At 68.4% G+C, this 17,522-nt stretch carries 19 protein-coding genes; 6 read left to right on the plus strand and 13 right to left on the minus strand.

Going from position 1 to position 17,522, the window contains the following annotated elements:
• The first annotated feature begins 249 nt into the window (after positions 1-249).
• A complete protein-coding gene (locus tag ACZ3HV_RS40230; RefSeq protein ID WP_465692669.1) occupies positions 250-504 on the plus strand; it encodes an alpha/beta fold hydrolase in 255 nt (84 codons plus the stop codon).
• A gap of 172 nt (positions 505-676) precedes the next feature.
• The gene (locus ACZ3HV_RS40235; RefSeq protein ID WP_465692671.1) at positions 677-874 is read left to right on the plus strand and encodes a hypothetical protein; all 198 of its coding nucleotides are present in this window, start codon (positions 677-679) and stop codon (positions 872-874) included.
• Positions 875-1,016: 142 nt separating this feature from the next.
• On the opposite strand, the gene ACZ3HV_RS40240 is transcribed toward ACZ3HV_RS40235, so the two are convergent.
• From ACZ3HV_RS40240 to ACZ3HV_RS40250, 3 genes are all read right to left on the minus strand, one after another.
• Positions 1,017-1,385: a response regulator gene (locus ACZ3HV_RS40240; protein WP_465692673.1), complete on the minus strand. Its 369-nt coding sequence runs from the start codon at positions 1,383-1,385 to the stop codon at positions 1,017-1,019.
• Between the two features lie 1,002 nt (positions 1,386-2,387).
• Positions 2,388-3,860 carry an MFS transporter gene (locus tag ACZ3HV_RS40245; RefSeq protein WP_465692675.1) on the minus strand — a complete coding sequence of 491 codons (1,473 nt, stop codon included), beginning with the start codon at positions 3,858-3,860 and terminating at the stop codon, positions 2,388-2,390.
• A complete protein-coding gene (locus ACZ3HV_RS40250) occupies positions 3,857-4,747 on the minus strand; it encodes an NAD(P)-dependent oxidoreductase (RefSeq protein WP_465692677.1) in 891 nt (296 codons plus the stop codon). The genes ACZ3HV_RS40245 and ACZ3HV_RS40250 overlap by 4 nt, the downstream gene beginning before the upstream one ends.
• A 241-nt stretch (positions 4,748-4,988) precedes the next feature.
• Here ACZ3HV_RS40250 and ACZ3HV_RS40255 point away from each other — a divergent pair, with 241 nt between their 5' ends.
• Entirely contained in the window at positions 4,989-5,225 is a 237-nt protein-coding gene (locus ACZ3HV_RS40255) for a hypothetical protein (RefSeq protein ID WP_465692679.1), read from the plus strand.
• Between the two features lie 29 nt (positions 5,226-5,254).
• Here ACZ3HV_RS40255 and ACZ3HV_RS40260 read toward each other — a convergent pair whose 3' ends face one another.
• Positions 5,255-7,576 carry a glycoside hydrolase family 95 protein gene (locus ACZ3HV_RS40260; RefSeq protein WP_465692681.1) on the minus strand — a complete coding sequence of 774 codons (2,322 nt, stop codon included), beginning with the start codon at positions 7,574-7,576 and terminating at the stop codon, positions 5,255-5,257.
• Between the two features lie 7 nt (positions 7,577-7,583).
• A complete protein-coding gene (locus tag ACZ3HV_RS40265; RefSeq protein ID WP_465692683.1) occupies positions 7,584-7,811 on the minus strand; it encodes a hypothetical protein in 228 nt (75 codons plus the stop codon).
• A gap of 410 nt (positions 7,812-8,221) precedes the next feature.
• On the opposite strand from ACZ3HV_RS40265, the gene ACZ3HV_RS40270 reads away from it, so the two are divergent.
• Genes ACZ3HV_RS40270 through ACZ3HV_RS40280 form a run of 3 tightly spaced genes read left to right on the plus strand, consistent with a single transcriptional unit; the run spans position 8,222 to position 9,494 of the window.
• Positions 8,222-8,650 (plus strand): ester cyclase, encoded by a 429-nt coding sequence (locus ACZ3HV_RS40270; protein ID WP_465692685.1) that lies wholly within the window; start codon positions 8,222-8,224, stop codon positions 8,648-8,650.
• Positions 8,647-9,117 (plus strand): hypothetical protein, encoded by a 471-nt coding sequence (locus ACZ3HV_RS40275; protein ID WP_465692687.1) that lies wholly within the window; start codon positions 8,647-8,649, stop codon positions 9,115-9,117. The genes ACZ3HV_RS40270 and ACZ3HV_RS40275 overlap by 4 nt, the downstream gene beginning before the upstream one ends.
• A gap of 59 nt (positions 9,118-9,176) precedes the next feature.
• Positions 9,177-9,494, plus strand: coding sequence for an NIPSNAP family protein (locus ACZ3HV_RS40280; RefSeq protein WP_465692689.1), 318 nt, complete (start codon positions 9,177-9,179; stop codon positions 9,492-9,494).
• A 65-nt stretch (positions 9,495-9,559) separates the two neighbouring features.
• On the opposite strand, the gene ACZ3HV_RS40285 is transcribed toward ACZ3HV_RS40280, so the two are convergent.
• The 8 genes from ACZ3HV_RS40285 to ACZ3HV_RS40320 are packed head-to-tail and all read right to left on the minus strand — an operon-like array spanning position 9,560 to position 17,405.
• Positions 9,560-10,681 (minus strand): MSMEG_0565 family glycosyltransferase, encoded by a 1,122-nt coding sequence (locus ACZ3HV_RS40285; protein ID WP_465692691.1) that lies wholly within the window; start codon positions 10,679-10,681, stop codon positions 9,560-9,562.
• The gene (locus tag ACZ3HV_RS40290) at positions 10,681-11,499 is read right to left on the minus strand and encodes a carbon-nitrogen hydrolase family protein (protein WP_465692693.1); all 819 of its coding nucleotides are present in this window, start codon (positions 11,497-11,499) and stop codon (positions 10,681-10,683) included. The genes ACZ3HV_RS40285 and ACZ3HV_RS40290 overlap by 1 nt, the downstream gene beginning before the upstream one ends.
• A complete protein-coding gene (locus ACZ3HV_RS40295; RefSeq protein ID WP_465692695.1) occupies positions 11,490-12,317 on the minus strand; it encodes a carbon-nitrogen hydrolase family protein in 828 nt (275 codons plus the stop codon). Before ACZ3HV_RS40295 ends, ACZ3HV_RS40290 begins: the two co-directional genes overlap by 10 nt.
• Positions 12,314-13,744, minus strand: a complete 1,431-nt coding sequence (locus ACZ3HV_RS40300) for an MSMEG_0567/sll0787 family protein (protein WP_465692697.1) — start codon at positions 13,742-13,744, stop codon at positions 12,314-12,316. Before ACZ3HV_RS40300 ends, ACZ3HV_RS40295 begins: the two co-directional genes overlap by 4 nt.
• The gene (locus ACZ3HV_RS40305; protein ID WP_465692699.1) at positions 13,696-14,766 is read right to left on the minus strand and encodes an MSMEG_0568 family radical SAM protein; all 1,071 of its coding nucleotides are present in this window, start codon (positions 14,764-14,766) and stop codon (positions 13,696-13,698) included. The genes ACZ3HV_RS40300 and ACZ3HV_RS40305 overlap by 49 nt, the downstream gene beginning before the upstream one ends.
• A gap of 10 nt (positions 14,767-14,776) precedes the next feature.
• A complete protein-coding gene (locus tag ACZ3HV_RS40310; RefSeq protein WP_360379116.1) occupies positions 14,777-15,298 on the minus strand; it encodes an MSMEG_0572/Sll0783 family nitrogen starvation response protein in 522 nt (173 codons plus the stop codon).
• 31 nt (positions 15,299-15,329) lie between these two features.
• Positions 15,330-16,148 carry an amidohydrolase family protein gene (locus ACZ3HV_RS40315; RefSeq protein WP_465692701.1) on the minus strand — a complete coding sequence of 273 codons (819 nt, stop codon included), beginning with the start codon at positions 16,146-16,148 and terminating at the stop codon, positions 15,330-15,332.
• On the minus strand, positions 16,149-17,405 hold the full coding sequence (locus tag ACZ3HV_RS40320; RefSeq protein WP_465692703.1) for an MSMEG_0569 family flavin-dependent oxidoreductase: 1,257 nt from the start codon (positions 17,403-17,405) through the stop codon (positions 16,149-16,151). It abuts the gene before it with no gap.
• Positions 17,406-17,522: the final 117 nt, after the last annotated feature.

Raw genomic sequence — 17,522 nt, forward strand, 5'->3', positions numbered from 1 at the left:
ACCTTAGGCTCGAGTCGCCCATCGGGTGAACGAGCTCACGCCGTCCGATGACCCGTCGACCTGTACGTCGGCGGCGCTGCGTCTGCCGAATGCGTGCAGGAGGAGCTCGAGAGGTGAACCGGCCACGGTGACGGTGCTCGGCCCGCTCCGTACGGCAGTGACCGCACCGCCGTCGGGTGCGAGCTCGACTCCGACGGGCGCCTTCCGGTAGGCGCTGACCTTGGACGGTTCGCCGAGTCAGCCCGCTTCGTGCGGCACTATCCCGTTCAGAACCCAGTCCTGCGTGATCTGCTGCCGACCATCACCACGCCGGTTCAAGTCGTGGCCGGGAAGGGCGATGAACTGGTGCCCTGGTCGCACAACCAGTTCCTGGCCGACCTCCTCCCGCATTGCGAGGCGCACCGGCTCGATGCCGGCCACTTCGCCTGGGAGGAAGCATCCGAGGAGTACGCACGCCTGACCGTGGACTGGATCAGCGGCGGCTACCAGCGCGTCGCGGCTTAGCCGTCGCGGGGCAGGGCGTCGGAGGTCGATACCGGCCAGCAGGTACGGCGGAATGCCGGTTCTCCGGACGCAGGACGGGTGCTGGCGGGGGCGATGATTGCCCGTCCGGCGGGCAGCATGAAATGAATCGCGCTCATCACTCCCGGCGAGTGCGAATCGCCCGGAGGCGGACATGGAACGTGCAGACTGGCTGGACGGTGCTTTCAACTCCACCCAGGCCCGGTTTCTCATGATCACGGCGATCACGCATCACCGGGTCAGTTCGCCGATCTGGGGTGCGGACGAGGTCCGCAAACTGTACGGCGAACTGGCGGAGATCGAGCTCTCGGCCATGAGATCGCTTGCGGCCCTCCAGGTCGGCGCCGAGTGACCCGACTCAGGAGCGCGTCTCTGCGGGAGCATGGCACACCGCCGTACCCGATCGGAACGATCACCACGGGCCGCTGCAACCGCTGATGCTCGTACTCGCAGTGGTCACCTTCCTCGGGGCTCGCTGACAGGTTGGGCAGCCGTCAGGCCGTGAGTCCCAACAGGTCGCGGATAGCCGGGACGGACAGTCTGGTCTTGGGTAGGAACCCGGCGACCGGACTGGCCGAAATCCGGTCCGCGTAATCCTCTTCGGCGTCGGTGGAGACCAAGATCACTGTGGCCGGCGCCAGGTCGGTCTCGCGGGTCAACCGTCGTACGACCTCGAAGCCGCTCTCTGCGCCGAGGTCGATGTCGACCAGGGTGACGTCGGGGCTGAGCTCCGTGGCGCGCCGCACGGCGTCGTCCCCGGTCGAGGCCACGGCCACGACCGCCATGCCCTCGCACTCCAGTAGACCGCGCGCAGCCGACAGGAAATGAAGGCTGTCATCGACGATCAAGCAGCGCAACTCCATGGCCACAGGATGCCAACCGGCCGGTCGTCGGACAATCCGGCTACCTGGACCTTGGCGCCAGGGGATCGAAATTCCTGCTGCCGGGTACCGGGTATGCGCGCTAGCGGTAAGGAAGCGCGGCCGGGCCCGGTCTGCAACCCGCGATCTTGCGGCTAGCCGGTACGGCGAATGGTCGTTTGCCGTGACGAAATCCGGCCGCTCCGGCGGCACCCTGGAAGGGAAGGAAGAACTGTGACGTGGTCGGAAGGGACTGATCGTGGCAACCGGATCGATGCTCAGGGCAACGAGGTTGAGGCCGGCCCCGGATGGTGCGGCGCTGGACCGCGATCGTGCGCCGGCCCGCGGTCGTATAGACCTTGCTGCTCTCCATGACGGGGTACGGGATCGGTCCGCAGCTGGAGCTCATCCGCTATCCGCTGAAGACCGCCGCCCTGGTGCAACGACACCACGATCCGGTGCCCACCGAGTCACCGGTATTGCGAGCGGCGGAGCGGCTGGGCGACGAGTCGCCCGCCGACCGGACCCGGGTGGAGGCGACGCTGGCCGCGGCCGCGTCCGATGAGCGGCCGTATCTCCTGAAGGTGTTGGCGGACGGCCACAGCGCCGACGACGTCGTCACCTTCGCGCGGCTGATTCGAGGTAAGCGACCTCGATGGCTGCGCACCCACCTCAATCTGATCGATCCGGAAGGGTCTGGCTCGGTGATGTACCGATCCTCTCCCGTGGAACAGACCGACGACACGACCTGCGGGTCGATGACGGTCCTGATGGCGCGGGCGATGACAGACCCGCTGTACGCGCTCTACCTCACGACCGGTGACAGCGACGATCGGGCGGATGCGAGACCGGAACAGTTCCAGGCGCGGCTGACTGCCGAGGAACAGTCGACCGAATCAACAAGCAGAGCTTCCTCAACGGCAAGATCGACGTGGTCGGATTCCACCATGTCTACGCGGTCGTCACACCCTCACAGCTACCCAGTGCAGCATGACTCAGCCGGCGCTACCTGTCACGGAGGCGATCGCCACCAGGTCGCCGGTGCCGGACGAGGTCGACGATGGCTATCAGCAGGGCGAGGAGCATGAGCGCGGAGGCACTCAGGAGCGCGTCGGACACCGCCGTCGGATAGTCACGCGCAGAGCTCATGAGGACGCGGTAGAAGATTGTCGCCAGTACGGCGGTGCCGATCGCCGAACCGATCCGTTGAGCTGTCTGCAAGGCGCCACCTGCCGCGCCGGCCATCTGTACGGGGACGTGTTGCAGGGACAGCGTGACGTTCGGTGAGGTGACCATGCCGCCGCCGAGTCCGGCAATCAGTAGGGGACCGGCTGCCGCCCACGCCGCGGCGTCCCCACCGACGTGCCGAAGCAGGAGCGCGGTGGCCACCAGCCCGGCAATGGTCGCGGTCAGACCTGCCACGGTCAGCAGGCGACCGACCCTTGACACCAAGCGGCCCGCGATCGCCGCGGAAACCGCGACCCCGATCGCGAACGGAGTCACTGCCAAGCCGGAGCGCAGCGGCGAGTAGCCGACGCCATCCTGGAAGTACAGTGCGAGCACGAGCCAGATGCCGGTGAAACCGACGAAGTAGACCAAGCCGATGACCGAGCCGGCGGCAAAGCCGGAGGTGTGCGCCAGCCGCGGGTCGAGCACTGGCTCTCGCCTTCGGCGAACGGTGTGGAGTTCCCATCGGGCGAACGCGGTGAGCAGCACGACAGCTGCGATGAGCAGCCACCAGTCCTGACCCAAACCGTTGCTCTCGGCATCCACCGCCGGGAGCAGCAGGCACAGCACGCCCCCGCCGAGCAACAGCGACCCGATCAGATCCAAATGGGCGTCGCGGCGGCCACCTCCCGAACGCGCCGGAACCCATCGCGCGGCGAGGAACAGGGCGAGCAGACCGATCGGCACATTGACGTAGAACACCCAGCGCCAGGCGTCCGGCCCGGCAATCAAGGTGATGATCAGCCCGCCGACTACCGGACCGGTCGCTGTGGCCACGCCGACCGTGGCGCCGAGGATGCCGAACGCCTTGCCCCGTTCGGCTCCCTGGAACAGCTCCTGGATCAGGCCGGAGTTCTGCGGCAGTAGCATGCCGCCGGCGACGCCTTGCAGCAGCCGCGCGGCTATCAGCAGACCAATGGTTGGCGCCGCACCGGTGAGAGCGCTGGTCAGCACGAACGCTCCAAGCGCGATCAGGAACATCCGGCGCCGGCCAAGTGCGTCGCCGAGTCTGCCGGCCGGTACGAGCGCCAGTCCGAAGCTCAGCGCGTACCCGGACACCACCCACTGCGCGGTTCCCGCCGACACACCGAGCCCTCGTTCGATGGATGGCAGCGCCACGTTGACGATGCTGACGTCGAGCAATGCCATGAATGCTGCGAGCTGGCTGACTGCCAACGTCCGCCAGCGCATCGGATTGCCCGCCGCAGGGGAGCTCCCCATCGCGTCGCGGACGCGGTCCACGGCGCTCATCGGTCGCTGGCCAGCTGATCGAGGACGGTGAAGACCGCGGCGATGTCACGCCGCTCGAATCCGAGCGTGCGGGCTACCGCCAGTACCTCGTCGGCGCTGATCGTGCTCGGCAACGGGACTCCCAGGCTCCGACCAAGGTCGAGAGCCAGGTCGAGATCCTTCCGCATCAGGCGGATCTCGAACCACGCTTCGTCGGGCAACTGGAGCAGGAGCGGCACACGGGCCTTCAGCATCGGCGAGCCGATCGCGCTCTCGGTCATCACCTGGACCGCGAGTTTGCGATCGATGCCGGACCTGTCGGCGAGCAGCAGCCCCTCGGAGAGCGCCAGAATCTGCACGGCGAGGCTGATGTTGATCGCGAGCTTGAGAGCCAATCCCTGGCCGTTCGCGCCGACGTGGGTCGGCTTGCCGAGCACCCGCAGGATCGGTTCGACCCGCGCGTACGACCTCTCGTCGCCGCCGACCATGATCGTCAGCGTTCCGGACCGCACCTGTGGAACGCTGCCGGACACGGGAGCATCGAGCAAGCGGGCGTCGTGTGCCCGGACCCGGTGCGCCAGAGCTGCGCTCGCGGCCGGGCTGACGGTGCTGAGGTCGATCCAGACCTTCCGCGGTGTCAGGCCGGCGAGAATGCCTTCCGGTCCGGAGGCGACCGTGTCGAGCGCGCCGTCGTCGGGGAGAGAGCTCAGTACGACGTCCGCCGCGCCGGCCACGCCGCGCGGTGTGCTGTGCCACTCGAGACCGCGGGCGATCAGCGGTTCGGCCCGCTCGTGGGTGCGGCTCATGCCGTGAAGGGAGTAGCCCGCATCGAGCAGGCGATCTGCCATCGCACCACCCATGTGTCCGAGGCCGACAAATCCGATGGTGGGGAGCGCTGCCGTCGCCATTTCGTCATCTCCGCTTGATAGCCGTCGTACCCGCTGATGCCGGACCTGTCCAGCGTCGCGTGTGTGGCCTCCGACGGCATCGCGGTCAGCGGCAATCCTTCGTACCTGCTAGTGGGCGGCCCCCCTTCCGGTCAGCCTGTCCTCGGTCTGGTTGCCTGGTGTCCACAACTGGAACTCCCACGTGCTTGCTGGCACTGGCTCCTCCACCTGGTGGACGTGTGCCTGCTGGCTGGAAGGCAGAGTGGAGGCTGGCCGGGGCGATGGGTGTGCGCTCTTTACGCGACTGCGGTGGCTCGAGAAGAGAATCGCCGACCGCGCGATTCAGGCGGCGCGGGCGATCGGCGTACCGCATCCGAACCGGCCACCGGTGGGCGCCTACGGCAGGTCGCAGTTACGGGCGCTCTTGCACGATCTGGCATCCGCCGGGCTGGTCCTTCCCCACACCGTCAAACTGCTCGCGCCGGACAACCGGCACTGAGGGGGTCGTCTCGCCGGCGGCCTGACTGCCTAGGCGCGGAGGGTGATCGGCTCGTGCTGCGAGAAGGTCAGTTCGGTGGTCTGGTCGTTGTGCCGGACGCGGTGGGTCGTGGTTCTGGACGGGTGGATCGTGGCGTGGTCGAGGCGGCCGTCCTTCCAGGTGATGTCGACGGTGAAGCCGCCTCGGGCGCGGAGTCCTCGGACGGATCCGTTCTGCCAGGTTGTGGGGAGAGCGGGGAGCAGTTCGAACTCCTCGCCGTCGGACTGGAGGAGCATCTCGGCGACGGCCGCGGTGCCGCCGGCGTTGCCGTCGAAGGAGTAGATGTTCTGGGCGGCTCCGGCGACACCACCGACGGAGTAGCTCAGCAGGTTCGCTTCGCTGGCGTCGGTGACGAGGTTGGTCAGGTGAGCGAGCGCCTTGTCGCCTTGGAGTAGGCGGGCGTGGAAGACCGCGAAGTTGGCCTCGACCCATTCGGTCTGCTCCCAGCCGGCCGCGCTCTGACGCCGTTCGATCGTGACCTCGGCGGCGCGGGCCAGCTCCGGAGTGCCGCGCGGTGTGATCTGCCGCTCGGGGAAGAGTGCACACAGGTGCGAGGTGTGGCGGTGGGCCGGATCCGCTTCGTCGAAGTCGTGGAGCCACTCCTGCAGTTGGCCGAGCCGGCCGATCCGGAACGGCGACAGGCGTACGCGCGCTGCCGCGATCCGCTCGCGCAGGTCCGCGTCGACGTCGAGTACCTCTGCCGCGGCCGCACAGTCGCGCAGGATCGCTTCGGCGAAGACCCGGTCGACGGTGTTGCCCATGGCAACTGAGCATCGGCTGCCGTCGGGTGCGACGTACCAGTTCTCGGGTGACTCGGACGGACCTGCGACGAGGTTGCCGTCGTGCGGGTCCTCGGTGAGGTATGCCAGCAGGAACTCGGCCGCACCCCGAAGCACCGGATACGCGATGTCGGCAAGGAACTCGTCGTCACCGCCGTACTCGTAGTGGTCCCAGAGGTCGAGGGCGAGCCAGGCGCCGCCGGTGACATTGAGGCCCCAACCCAGGTCGGTGCCGGGTGCCGTGTAACCCCACGCGTTCGTCACGGTGTGGGCGACCCAGCCGGGAGCGTCGTACATCTGGGACGCGGTGGTCTGACCGGTCTTCGCGAGCAATTGGAGGAACCGGAAGAGCGGCGTGTGGCACTCGGCCAGGTTCGTGGGTTCGGCGGCCCAGTAGTTCTGCTCGGTGTTCACGTCGAGGTGGAAGTCGTTGCTCCACGCCGCGCCGCTGGCCAGCCCGTCGTTCCAAAGTCCCTGCAGGGCCAGCGGTAGGGGCGAGTCGGCGCGCGATCCGGCGACGGTGAGATACCGGCCGTACTGGAAGTACAAGGCGAGCAGCGCGTCGTCCCGCTGGCCCTGTGCCATCCGTTCGCATCGCCGATCGGTGGGCAGGTCGGCAACCTCCGTGTCCAGGTCGAGCGACACGCGCCGCATCAGTGCGGCGTGATCGTCGACGTGCGCGGAGCGAATGGCGTCGTACCCGGTCTCGACCGCCGCCGCTGTCAGTGCCTCGACCTGTCGGACTGGGTCTTCGCCCGCCCAGTCGGTACCGACGGCCACGATCAGTACGGCGGCGTCGGCGCCGGTGACCTCGAACGTTTCATCCGTGGACCGGGTAGCGCCGCCGTTGGTCTCGACGTGGACTCTCACCTGGACCGTCGTGCCGGAGGTGCCGTCGCTGTGCAGCGACTCGACAGCCCGGCCACTGAACGCGACGCCGGTGTCCGTGGCAGTTGTGTGTCCCGGGAAGACTGCGCCGTCGATGCCGAGCGAGAAGCTCAGCGCGCCAGGTTGGTCGGCCGTGAGCCGTACGGCGATGACGCCGTGCGGATGCGAGGAGAGGAACTCCCGGGTGAAGCGGACTCCATCCTGTTCGTAGGCGACCGAGACAAGGCCCTGATCGAGGTCGAGCGATCGCCGATAGCCCGTGGCCGGCGAGCCGCCGGAGAAGCTCAGACGAACGTGGGGGAGCGGCAGATTCGTCCCGAAAGAAACCCGCGTTCCGAGCAGATGCTCACCCGCGAGCCGCTGTGCCTGGGCGTACTCACCCGCGAACAGCAGCTTCCGTACCGCCGACAGCTCCTCCCGCCGCGCGGTCGGGCTCAGGTCGGCGGTCGACGGCCCACCGGACCAGGCTGTCGACTCCGACAGGTCGATTTGTTCCGCGGGCGGGCCGCCGTACACCATGCCGCCCAGGCGGCCGTTGCCGATGGGCAGCGCCTCGAACCACCGTTCGCCCGGCCGGTCGTACCAGAGGGTGCCGGCCGGGGTGATGGATGGTTGTGGCCCGGTCGCGGGTGTAGCGATCAGCATGGGTCTCCTACTTGTCCTCGGCCAGCATGGTCAGGCTCTGCTCCTGCATCTTCGGGAAGATGCTCTCATCCGCCTTGTTCGTGAAGTACGCCTCGAACTGGGGAGTCATCGCGTTGGTCAGCGCGGCACCGTTGTTGTAGACCGGGCACGGCACGAGGTCTCCGTTGGCCAGGTAGTTCGTGAAGACCGAGAGATCGGTGCCCTTGGCCGTCTGCTGGTCCGACGGCGCCTTCATCGACGCGGCGATCGAGGGGAAGAAGGTGTGACGACACGCGAACGGGCCGGTGCGGGAGGCGTCCCGCCGCGCGCAGCGTCTCGGCGAGCTCGCCGAAGCCCTCCAGTGCGACGGCTTCGACGATGTCCTCCATCGATCCAAAATGCTTGAAGAGCACCGGCTGGCTGTACTCGATCTCGGTGGACCAGCCTGCGCGTGGTGACCGCATCCCAGCCTGCCCTCTCGGCCAATGAGCGCGCTGTCGCCGTGATGAGCTGCCGACGGGCGATGCGCTCGCGCTGCCGGCGATCCGCGATAGCCATACCTGACTGTAGCATCGCTAGATATTCTAGCGCCGCTATTGACGAGAGCACTGCTATCGGTTAGCGTTGCTAGCGCTAGCAGTGCTAACCCTCCATGAGGAGACCGACATGAACACACCAGAACACCAGCTCGCCGACCTCTACGTCGAGATGCTCAACACCCACAAGCCGGACCTGGTGGACCGATTCGTCGCCGAGGACTACATCAACCACAACGACTTCGTCGCCGACGGACGCGAGGCCAATCGCCAGTTCTGGACCGCGTTCTTCACCGGTCTGCCCGACGTGAGCGTCACGATGGAAGACCTGATCATCTCCGGTGACCGCGTCGTGGGCCGCTTCATCTACCGCGGCACCCACACCGGGGACTTCCTGGGCATCCCCGCCGGCGGCAAACCCGTCGAGATGCGCAGCATCGACATCTGGCGCGTCCAGAACGGCATGTTCGTCGAGCACTGGGACGAACTGAACCTGATGCAGATGTTCCAGCAGATCGGCGCCCTGCCGCCGCTCGGCGGCGCCGCGGCCCAGGCATGACACTGGTCTCGCAACTCGCCGCGCTCTTGGCGATCGTCAGTACGGGGATTGTCTACGGCACCGATGCTTTCTGCGCGCTCGTTCAACGATCCGCACTCGCGCGAGTCGATGACACCACCCTCACCGCCATCATGGGCAACGTGCACCGGTTCGGCGACCGGCGAATGCCCGCTCCGGGAATCCTCGGCATCATCGCCGCCGCCACCGCATCCGTGCTCGCCGCGGTGGCCGGCCACCCCGCCGGATCAGCGGCCGCGGGAGCAGCATTTCTGCTGCTGGTGGCCTGGGTGTTGCTCTACCTGCGCATCAGCGCACCCATCAACCGCAGACTCACCGCGGCCGCCGAAGCCCACGAAACTCCCGCCAACGCTCGCACCCTGCAACGGGACTGGGACCGCATCATCGTCCCCAGAGCCGTCCTGCAGGGCCTGGCCGTCCTCGCCCTGGGTGTAAGCCTCATCAGCTGACCCGGCACTCCGCTCCATGCTGCACCCCACGCAGGCCATACCGAGAGGTTCTGACGATCGTGTACCAGCTCAGGATTTACACACTGCGCACGGCCGAAGCGCTCCGGGACTACGCGACGGTGCACTGGCCGCGGCACGTCCCGAGCCTGCGCGCTTTCGGCGTTACCACGCACGGGATCTGGACCGACCACGACGCCGGCGCGCACCGCCTGGTCGCCCTGATCGAGTACCCCGACGGCGCCGAACCCGGCGAGGTCACCGCCGCCTACATGGCCAGCCCCGAGTTCGCAGCAGACATGCACGGCTTCGACGTCAGCAATATCCTCAACGTCGAGGAACTGCTGCTCGCCTCGACCGCCGCATCGCCGCTGCCCTGACGAAGCCGAGTTGGGCCATCGTCGGCGCGAACGACCAGACCGTACAGCCTCAGCTCGAGCGCGACTCAGCCAAGCGGATGGGAGCCAAGACCTTCGAGCTGGACTCCAGCCACGTCCCGGTGGCCGGAGTAGAGCGCGAGGTGTGCCTCTGCGGCCGCGTCCCAGGTATAGCCGGCCGCGACCGCGCGCCCGAGATCCTTTCGGCTGAGGTCTCCTCGGGCCGCGCGAATCGCTGTTGCGAGTGACTCGGGATCGGTCGCGTACGTCGCCGCATCGCCGAAGATCTCGCGGAACACCGGCAGGTCGGAGACGACGACCGGGATGCCGGCGGCGAGTGCCTCCATCGGGGCGAGGCCGAAACCCTCCTTGAGAGAAGGGAAAGCGAAGACCCCGGCGCCCGCCACCAGACTCGGCAGTTGGGCGTCGTCGACCGGCCCGAGAACGAGTGGTGCGAGGTCGAGCTCCGCGGCACGGGCTTCCCACTTGGCGCGGTAGGAGCGGTAGTCGAACAGGGTCTCGCCACCGGCGATCACCAACGGCATCCCGTCGAGGCGCGCGACCGCCTCGAGCAGGTCGAGCGAGCCCTTCCGGGGTTCGATCCCACCGACCGTGAGGACGTAGCGTCCGAGCCGGGAGCGCCACCTGTCCCGTGCCGCCGCGGCGATCGGCTCCTCCGCGGCCGCTGCCGCGAAGCGGGCGGCGTCCACCCCGTTCGGGATGACTGTTGCCGTGAGCCCCCAATCGGCCCGCAGTTCGGCGGCGACAGCGGTGGACACGCAGACATGCGCGTACGGCTCGACGATCGCGCGCTCGTGGCAGGCCGCCAGTGCCGGCGTGCTGAACTGGTCGAGGTGATGCACCGTCCGGATGCACCGGCCGGCCGCGTTGGCGCTGATACAGTCCTGCGCGTGCACGACGTCGTACTGCGATCCGTCGAAGGCCTCCCGCAGTACGGCGATCGACCGCAGTATCCGTGCTCCGACCTCCTCGCCCGGACGATCGGGAAACGGCACGAGGCAGACCTGCACCCGTGGATCGACCGGGCGGAAGAAGCCCTCGTCACCACCGCGGGCGAGCGACCACACGGACACGTCGGCGCCGGCCGCTGCCAGAGCCTCGGCCAGGTACAGCGTGTGTACGACGCCACCGCGCGGCTTGGTCGAGTAGGTGAGCAGCGCGACTCGCATCAGTAGACCCCTGGACGGCGCTCGTCGAGGTGGTGCAGGACCCGGCGGGCGATCTCGATCTCGGCGCGGACGTCGAGGTCGGCGATCGCGATCCCGGCCTTGGACCACGTCCGCGCGACGATGTCACCACCGGGGCCGACCACCTTGGACTGGCCGAGGAATCGGAGGCCGCCGATCGAGCCGGTCAGGTTCGACGAGACCAGCACGACCTGGTTCTCGGCGGCGCGGGACCGGTCGTAGAGGTCGAACAGCCGGGACTGGCGGTCCTCGTTCATCCGTGGCGCCCGGTTGGTAATGCTGGTCGGCCAGGCGCACAGGCAGGCGATGACCTCGGCGTCGTCCACCGCGAGCGCCCGGGCCGCCTCCGGGAAGGTCTTGTCGTAGTCGATCATCATCCCGAGCCTGCCGACCGGGGTGTCGAACGCGGCGAACCCGTTGCCCGCGGCATAGATCGCGCGTTCGGCCGGCGGCTGGTGCACCTTGCGATGCTTACCGAGGACGCCGTCGCCGGTGACGCACAGCGCGGTGTTGTACCGCTGTCCGCCGTCGGCCTCGCAGAAGCCGAAGCAGACCACCATCTCACCGGCCATCGCGATCACCTTGGAGATCAGGGGATCGTCGAGCGCGAGCGCGGGTGGAAGGTCGTCGAGTGTGGGGCTGCTCAGGTCGTCGAGGTACCCACCCAGCGCCGCGTCGGGCAGCACGAGCAGCTGGACCTCCTCGCGACGGCCGTGGCGGATCAGGGCCTCCACCCGGGACAGGTCGAAGTCCAGATCCCGGGTGAAGCCTGCCGCGACCGCGCCGATCTTCAGACCCATGCCAGTTCGTACGTCTCCGGCCGCCGGTCCCGCAGGTGGCCCATCGACCGCCGGGCCAGCTCGAGCGCTAGTTCGACGTCGAGCTCGGCGATCGCCATCCCTTCGGTCACCCCGGTGTCGGCGAGGATCTCGCCACCAGGGTCGACGACCTTGGCGCTCGCCACGAACCGCAGCGAGCCGAACGTGCCGGACTGATTGGCGGACAGCCAGACCACCTGGTTCTCGAGGGCACGGGCCTGGTCGAACAGGTCGAACCGCCGCTTCCACCGATCCTTGGCCAGGTCCGGATCCGGGTTCGTCCGGGCTCCCGGCCAGGCCGACGAGCAGACGATGATCTCGGCACCGTCGAGGGCCAGGGTCCGCGCGGCCTCCGGGAACGCCTTGTCGTAGCAGATCATCAGGCCGAGCCGGCCGACCGGCGTCTCGAAGGCCTCGAACCGATCGCCGGCCGCGAAGTGTTCGTTCTCGTGCAACGGCTGATGGACCTTGCGGTGATGCCCCAGTACGCCGTCACCGGTGACACAGACCGCGCTGTTGTAGATCAGTCCGCCGTCGGCTTCGGCGTACCCGGCGGTGACGACGAGATCGCCGGCAAGCCTCGCGAGACGGGCGATCTCGGGGCCGTCGACGGCGAACGCCGGCGGCGGTTCCGCCGTACCGTCGAGACTGAGCAGGTAGCCGCCCAGCGTTCCTTCGGGAAGGGCGAGCAGCTTGACGCCGGCCGCGCGGGCCTGCCCGATCAAGGCCGCGACGCGAGCGAAGTCGCCCTCCAGGTCGCGATCGAAGTTCGCGGCCACTGCCGCCATCCTGAGCGTCATGCCGCTCCCATCCCGGTGACTGCACCGGTCAGCGCGGCGGTGACCTCACCATCCGGCCAGCGCAGCGCGACGCCTTGCCCAGTGGTCAGTTCGCCGCACACCGCGCTCACGGCTGGACCGGCGTGCAGCTCCTGCGGACCAGTGCTGAGCATCGCGAAGCCGGGGAAGCAGGTCAGCCAGTCGCCCACCGATGCCGCGGCCGGCCTCGGTACGCCGGCAACGTCCAGCACCGCCGCGCACCCAGAGGCTTCGGCAAGCATCCCGAGCGTGCCGACGACTCCCGCCATCGACACGTCCTTGGCTGCCGCTGGTCGGGCTTGGCCCACAACGGTGAGCATTGCGCGCAGTTCGTCCGCTCGCCGGTGGCTGGTCGAGTCCCACTGCCGGCCTGTGTAGCCCGGTCGCCAACTGCCGCCGAGGTCCGCGGTCAGTCGTACCTGCTGTCCCGGTTGCCCACCACCGCCGGGCACCGGCTGCACGGCTCGCCCGAGCGCCGTCACGCTCAACGCCGCGGGCACGCCCAGCTGCGTGTGCCCGCCGAGGATCGGTACGCCGTACGCCGCTGAAGCTGCCTTCAATCCGCTGAGCACCCGGCTCGCGGACGACGCGTCCCGAGCGCCGAGTGAGTCGAGCAGTCCGACCGGTACGGCGCCCATCGCGGCCAGATCGTTGACGTTCACGAGCACCGAACACCAGCCCGCCCACTCCGGATCCCGCTCGACCATCGCCGGCAGGATCGCGTCACAGGCAGCCACCAAGTCGCTCCCGGGGACCGGCGCGCCGTCATCACCGACGAATCCGGCCGGTCCGATCCCTGGCAGCAAAAGGCCCAGCTCGCTCTTGGTTGCCTCGGCCAACTGTGCGATGCGGCCGATCGGCCACCGCATCAACATGTGCGGGGCCGCGGCAACAGTCACCGGCCTGACGGTCTCCCAACCCAGTCGCTGGAAGAACCGGTAGGTGGAGGCCTGCACCGTCGCGTCGAAACGTAGGGCACCTGCGGCCTCGGCCCGGGCAGTGGCGGCCCGCACCAGAGCGGCGCCCACACCCGACCTTCTCGTGGCGACCAAGCGACCACCTTGCCACCAGCCGATGTCGGGCCCGTCCGTTGCCGGACCGAGGCGGACCCCGCCGATCACTGTCCCATCAGCCGTCCGGGCGACCAGTACCTCGGTGCGCGGATCAGCATCCCGTTCGTCGAGGTCTGTCCGGTCGAACAAGGCTTGCTCTTCGACGAACGCCACATGCCGCAGCCGGTGATAGGCCTGCCGGGCCGCAGCATCCGCCGCCTCGATCAGAAAGGCCGGCGGCGGATCCCCGAGCAAGGCCCGGACGTCGGCCGCCCGCATCACGCCGGCCGTCTGCACCACCGCCGTACTCATGAGCCGGCCGCCGACAACAGGCTGCAGGCACCACACGCGGCACATCCGGCTCCCTGGTCCGCACCCCGCATGCCGGCCTCGGCCAGCAGGGCCGCGACCCGGGCCGTCACATCTCGGACCACGGCCGGATCCGGAGCCGTCACCCCATCGGCGCGCGCCAGCGTGCCGAGCATCGGCCGCAGCGGTACGACGAACGGGTACACACCCCGGTCGATCAATCGGCCGGCCCCGGCGACGAGCTCGTCCGGGTCCTCCCCGAGACCGATCAGCAGGTACGTCGACACCCGGTTGCGACCGAACACCCGGACGGCCTCGTCCCACGCCGTCTCGTACTCGGCCAGACTCACCGTCGACTTCCCCGGCATCCACTTCCGTCGTACGGCGTCGTCGAGCGACTCGATGTGGATGCCGATCGAGGTCGCACCGGCTTCCCGGAGATCCGTCAGCACGGACAGGTCGCCCGGTGGCTCGATCTGGACCTGGATCGGCAGCCCCGGGACCGCGGTCAGGACCGCTGCCACCGAGCGGACCAGGTTGCGGGCACCCCGATCCCGGCCGGTCGTCGTCCCTGTCGTCATCACCATCTGAGTGACACCGTCCAACCGGACGGCGGCCTCGGCGACCTCCGCCAGCTGGGCCGGAGTCTTGGCCGCGATGGTGGCGCCGGCCCGCAACGACTCCTCGATCGAACAGAACCGGCACCGCGTCGACTCGTCGTACCGGATGCAGGTCTGAACGACGGTCGTGGCGAGGACGTCCTTGCCGTGCAGCAGGGCGATCTGACGGTACGGGACGCCGTCGGCTGTGGTCAGGTCGTAGAAGCGCGGCCGGCGGACCGGCTCGACCGACAGCCCCAGGCTCAGGCCGTTGCGGAAGACCGTGCCGTCCTTCACCTGATAGGGGCTGTCAGCAACGATGGGGAGAGTCGCGTTGGCACCGTCGACGACCAGATGTCCGTCGTCGCTCGGCCCGGCCCCCTTGCTGCGTCGGACGGGTGCGTCCACCTGGACGCCGTACACGGCCATCTCAGCCCTGACCGCCAAGGCTTCTTCGGTGCCAACGCTCATCGCCAACCCCTCAGAACATGTAGGTCGAGTTGATGATGGCGCCCTTGCGGGCATAGTGGATCAGCGCGTCCTGGACGTCCAGGGGGTGGGTCGGGATGACGCCCTCGATCAGGTCCTCCTCGCGAGCGCCGTGCAGGGACAGTCCGAAGCGGCAGCAGTACACCTTGCCGCCCTCGGCGATGAACGTCTTCAGCGACTCGTTGATGTTGTGCTCGCCGGGGAACGCCGAGTTCCCGGTGGTCGGGAAGCCGCGGGTGGCCAGGCAGTTCAGCGAACCGGGGCCGTAGAAGTAGATCGCGGACTCGAATCCCTTCCGCTGCGCGCGAGTCGCCTGCAGGATGGCGACGAAGCTGACCGAGGACTCGTGCGCGATGCCGTGCACCAGGGTGAAATAGGTCTCGCCGTCCTCGGCCTGATAGTCCGGGAACACCTTGGTGCCGCCGTAGATACTGGAGCCCTGCGGCAGCGAGGGATGCGGGATCTCCTCGAGGCTCTTGGTCTCGAGATCGGTCAGTTCGGCCGTTTCGGGCATGTCGTTTCTCCTTGTGTGGTGTGGATGTGAGTCAGTCGTAGAGGTGTGCGAAGGTGCGGTGGAAGACCAGGTCGCCGAGTTCGCCGTCGCCCATCACGGCCCGCATCCGGGCCAGCTCGCCGGCGTGATCGCCCCACGGCTGGTCACTGGCGAACAGCACCCGGTCGTGCCCGACGCCGCGGCGTTCGATCTCGGCGGCCAGCCAGCCCGGAGCGAAGCCGATCGCCCAGGACAGATCGGTGTAGACACGTTTCCCGGTCTCGATCCAGTCGAAGAACCGCGCACCGATCAGCTTGATGTGCCCGCTCATCCCGCCACCGAAGTGGACCAGGTGCAGCGCGACGTCATCGGCGTACGTCTCGACCAGCCGGCCGACGTGGTCGATGTCCGAGGCGGCGCCGGGGGAGGTGTGGACGTGCACGACGAGCCCGTTCCGCCGTGCCGTCGCGAAGATCTCGTCCAGCTGCGGTTGGACCGCGTCGTCGGCCGGATGACCGCCGAGCAGGAAGCTCAGCTTGAGCGCCCGTACTCCCGGCTCGGTGGCCAGGGTGAGAGCTTTGGCGGTGAGTTCGGCGTCCTGCGGCCGCGGTGAGACCCAGAGGCCGGCGCGGATCCGGTCGTCCCGGGCCGCTGCCTCGACGACCAGTTCGTTGAAGCCGAACGAGACACTGACGTCCGGTACGCCGTAGTTCGGGATCACCAGCGCGCGTTCGGTGCCCTCGGCATTGAGGTCCGCGAGCAGTTCGTCGACGGTCGCGCGGGCGGTGATGTCCGGGTTGACCGGAGGCCCGCCGTAGAAGGGATACGCGGGCAGTACGCCGAGATGGCGGTGGGCATCGGAGACCTGCATCTAGGCCACCGTCCGATGCAGGCCGGCAATCCAGTGCACGCCGGCCCGCTGCTCGGTGATCCGTTCGGCGAGGTACTGCGCGTCGTCCGCAACGCCACCGAAGCGGCCCGAGCCCCACGTGTGCTGCCACGGCAGGCCGATGAAATACAGACCCGGAACGCTGGTCACACCCCGGCGATGGGACGGGTAGCCGCGGCCGTCGAACACCGGCACCCGGATCCATCCGTCGTCACGACGGAATCCGGTGCTCCAGACAACGGCCCCGATTCCTTGCAGGGACAGCGAGTCCGGCGTCTGGTCCGGCTCCCAGACCGGTTGGTAGCGGGCCTCCTCGGGCGCTTCGATCCCCTCGGCGGTGATGAACGCGTCGATGGAGTCTTTGATCCCTTCGGAGACCGCGTCGGCTTGGTCGAGGTTCTGCGTCAGGTCGCTGGCGAACCGCAGCACCTGCTGATCGGCGTCGACCAGCCGGCCGTAGAGCCGCATCCCCTCGAGCGCGAACCGCCGCAGGTCGATGTCGCGGCCACCGTCGCGACCGGTGACGTAGTGGTTGACGCGGAACCGGACCGCGTCGACATCGTCGAACTCGTCGATTCCCCTGCGGTAGTAGCCCATCCGCTCCAGCCACGCGACTACGTCGAGCCCGCGGTAGAACCGCGCCACCCGCGGAGCGCTGCCGGTGACCAGATGCACCGTGCGCCCTGCCAGGTGCAGGTCCTCGGCGATCTGGCAGCCGGACTGACCCGTCCCGACCACCACGATCTCCCCGGGCGGCAAGTGATCAGGGTTCTTGTACTGCGAGGAATGTAACTGGGGCACTGTCAGCCGTTCGGCGACGCGCGGAATGCGGGGGAGTTGGTACGGACCGGTTGCGACCACCACCTGGTCCGCCGTGACGACGCCTTGCGTGGTGGTGATCCGGAACCCGGCATCGAGCCGCGTCGCCCGGACTCCCTCGACGATCGGAACGTCGTACGCCCGCCGGTAGCTCTCCAGGTAGGCGACGATCTCGTCGCGGACCATGAAGCCGTCCGGGTCCGGTCCGTCGTACGGGAATCCCGGCAGGCGGCACTGCCAGTTCGGCGTCACCAGACAGAACGAGTCCCAGCGCCGCTCGCGCCACTCACTCCCGACCCGATCCGCCTCCAGAACAAGGTGATCCAGGCCCTGCCGGGTCAGCTGCCAACTGGCCGCGAGCCCGGCCTGACCACCGCCGACCACCACGACGGGGAAGTGCGCACCGTCGGCGAGTTGCATGCGGGCTCCTGGGGTTTCGATCCGTCCTGGATGACATCCAGTGAAGAACCACCCGATTGCCGCACAATTGCCCCCGGAACAAACTCACGTTTCCAAACCGTCCCCGCGGGTTTCGCG

This window comes from Kribbella sp. NPDC020701, from assembly GCF_055562215.1.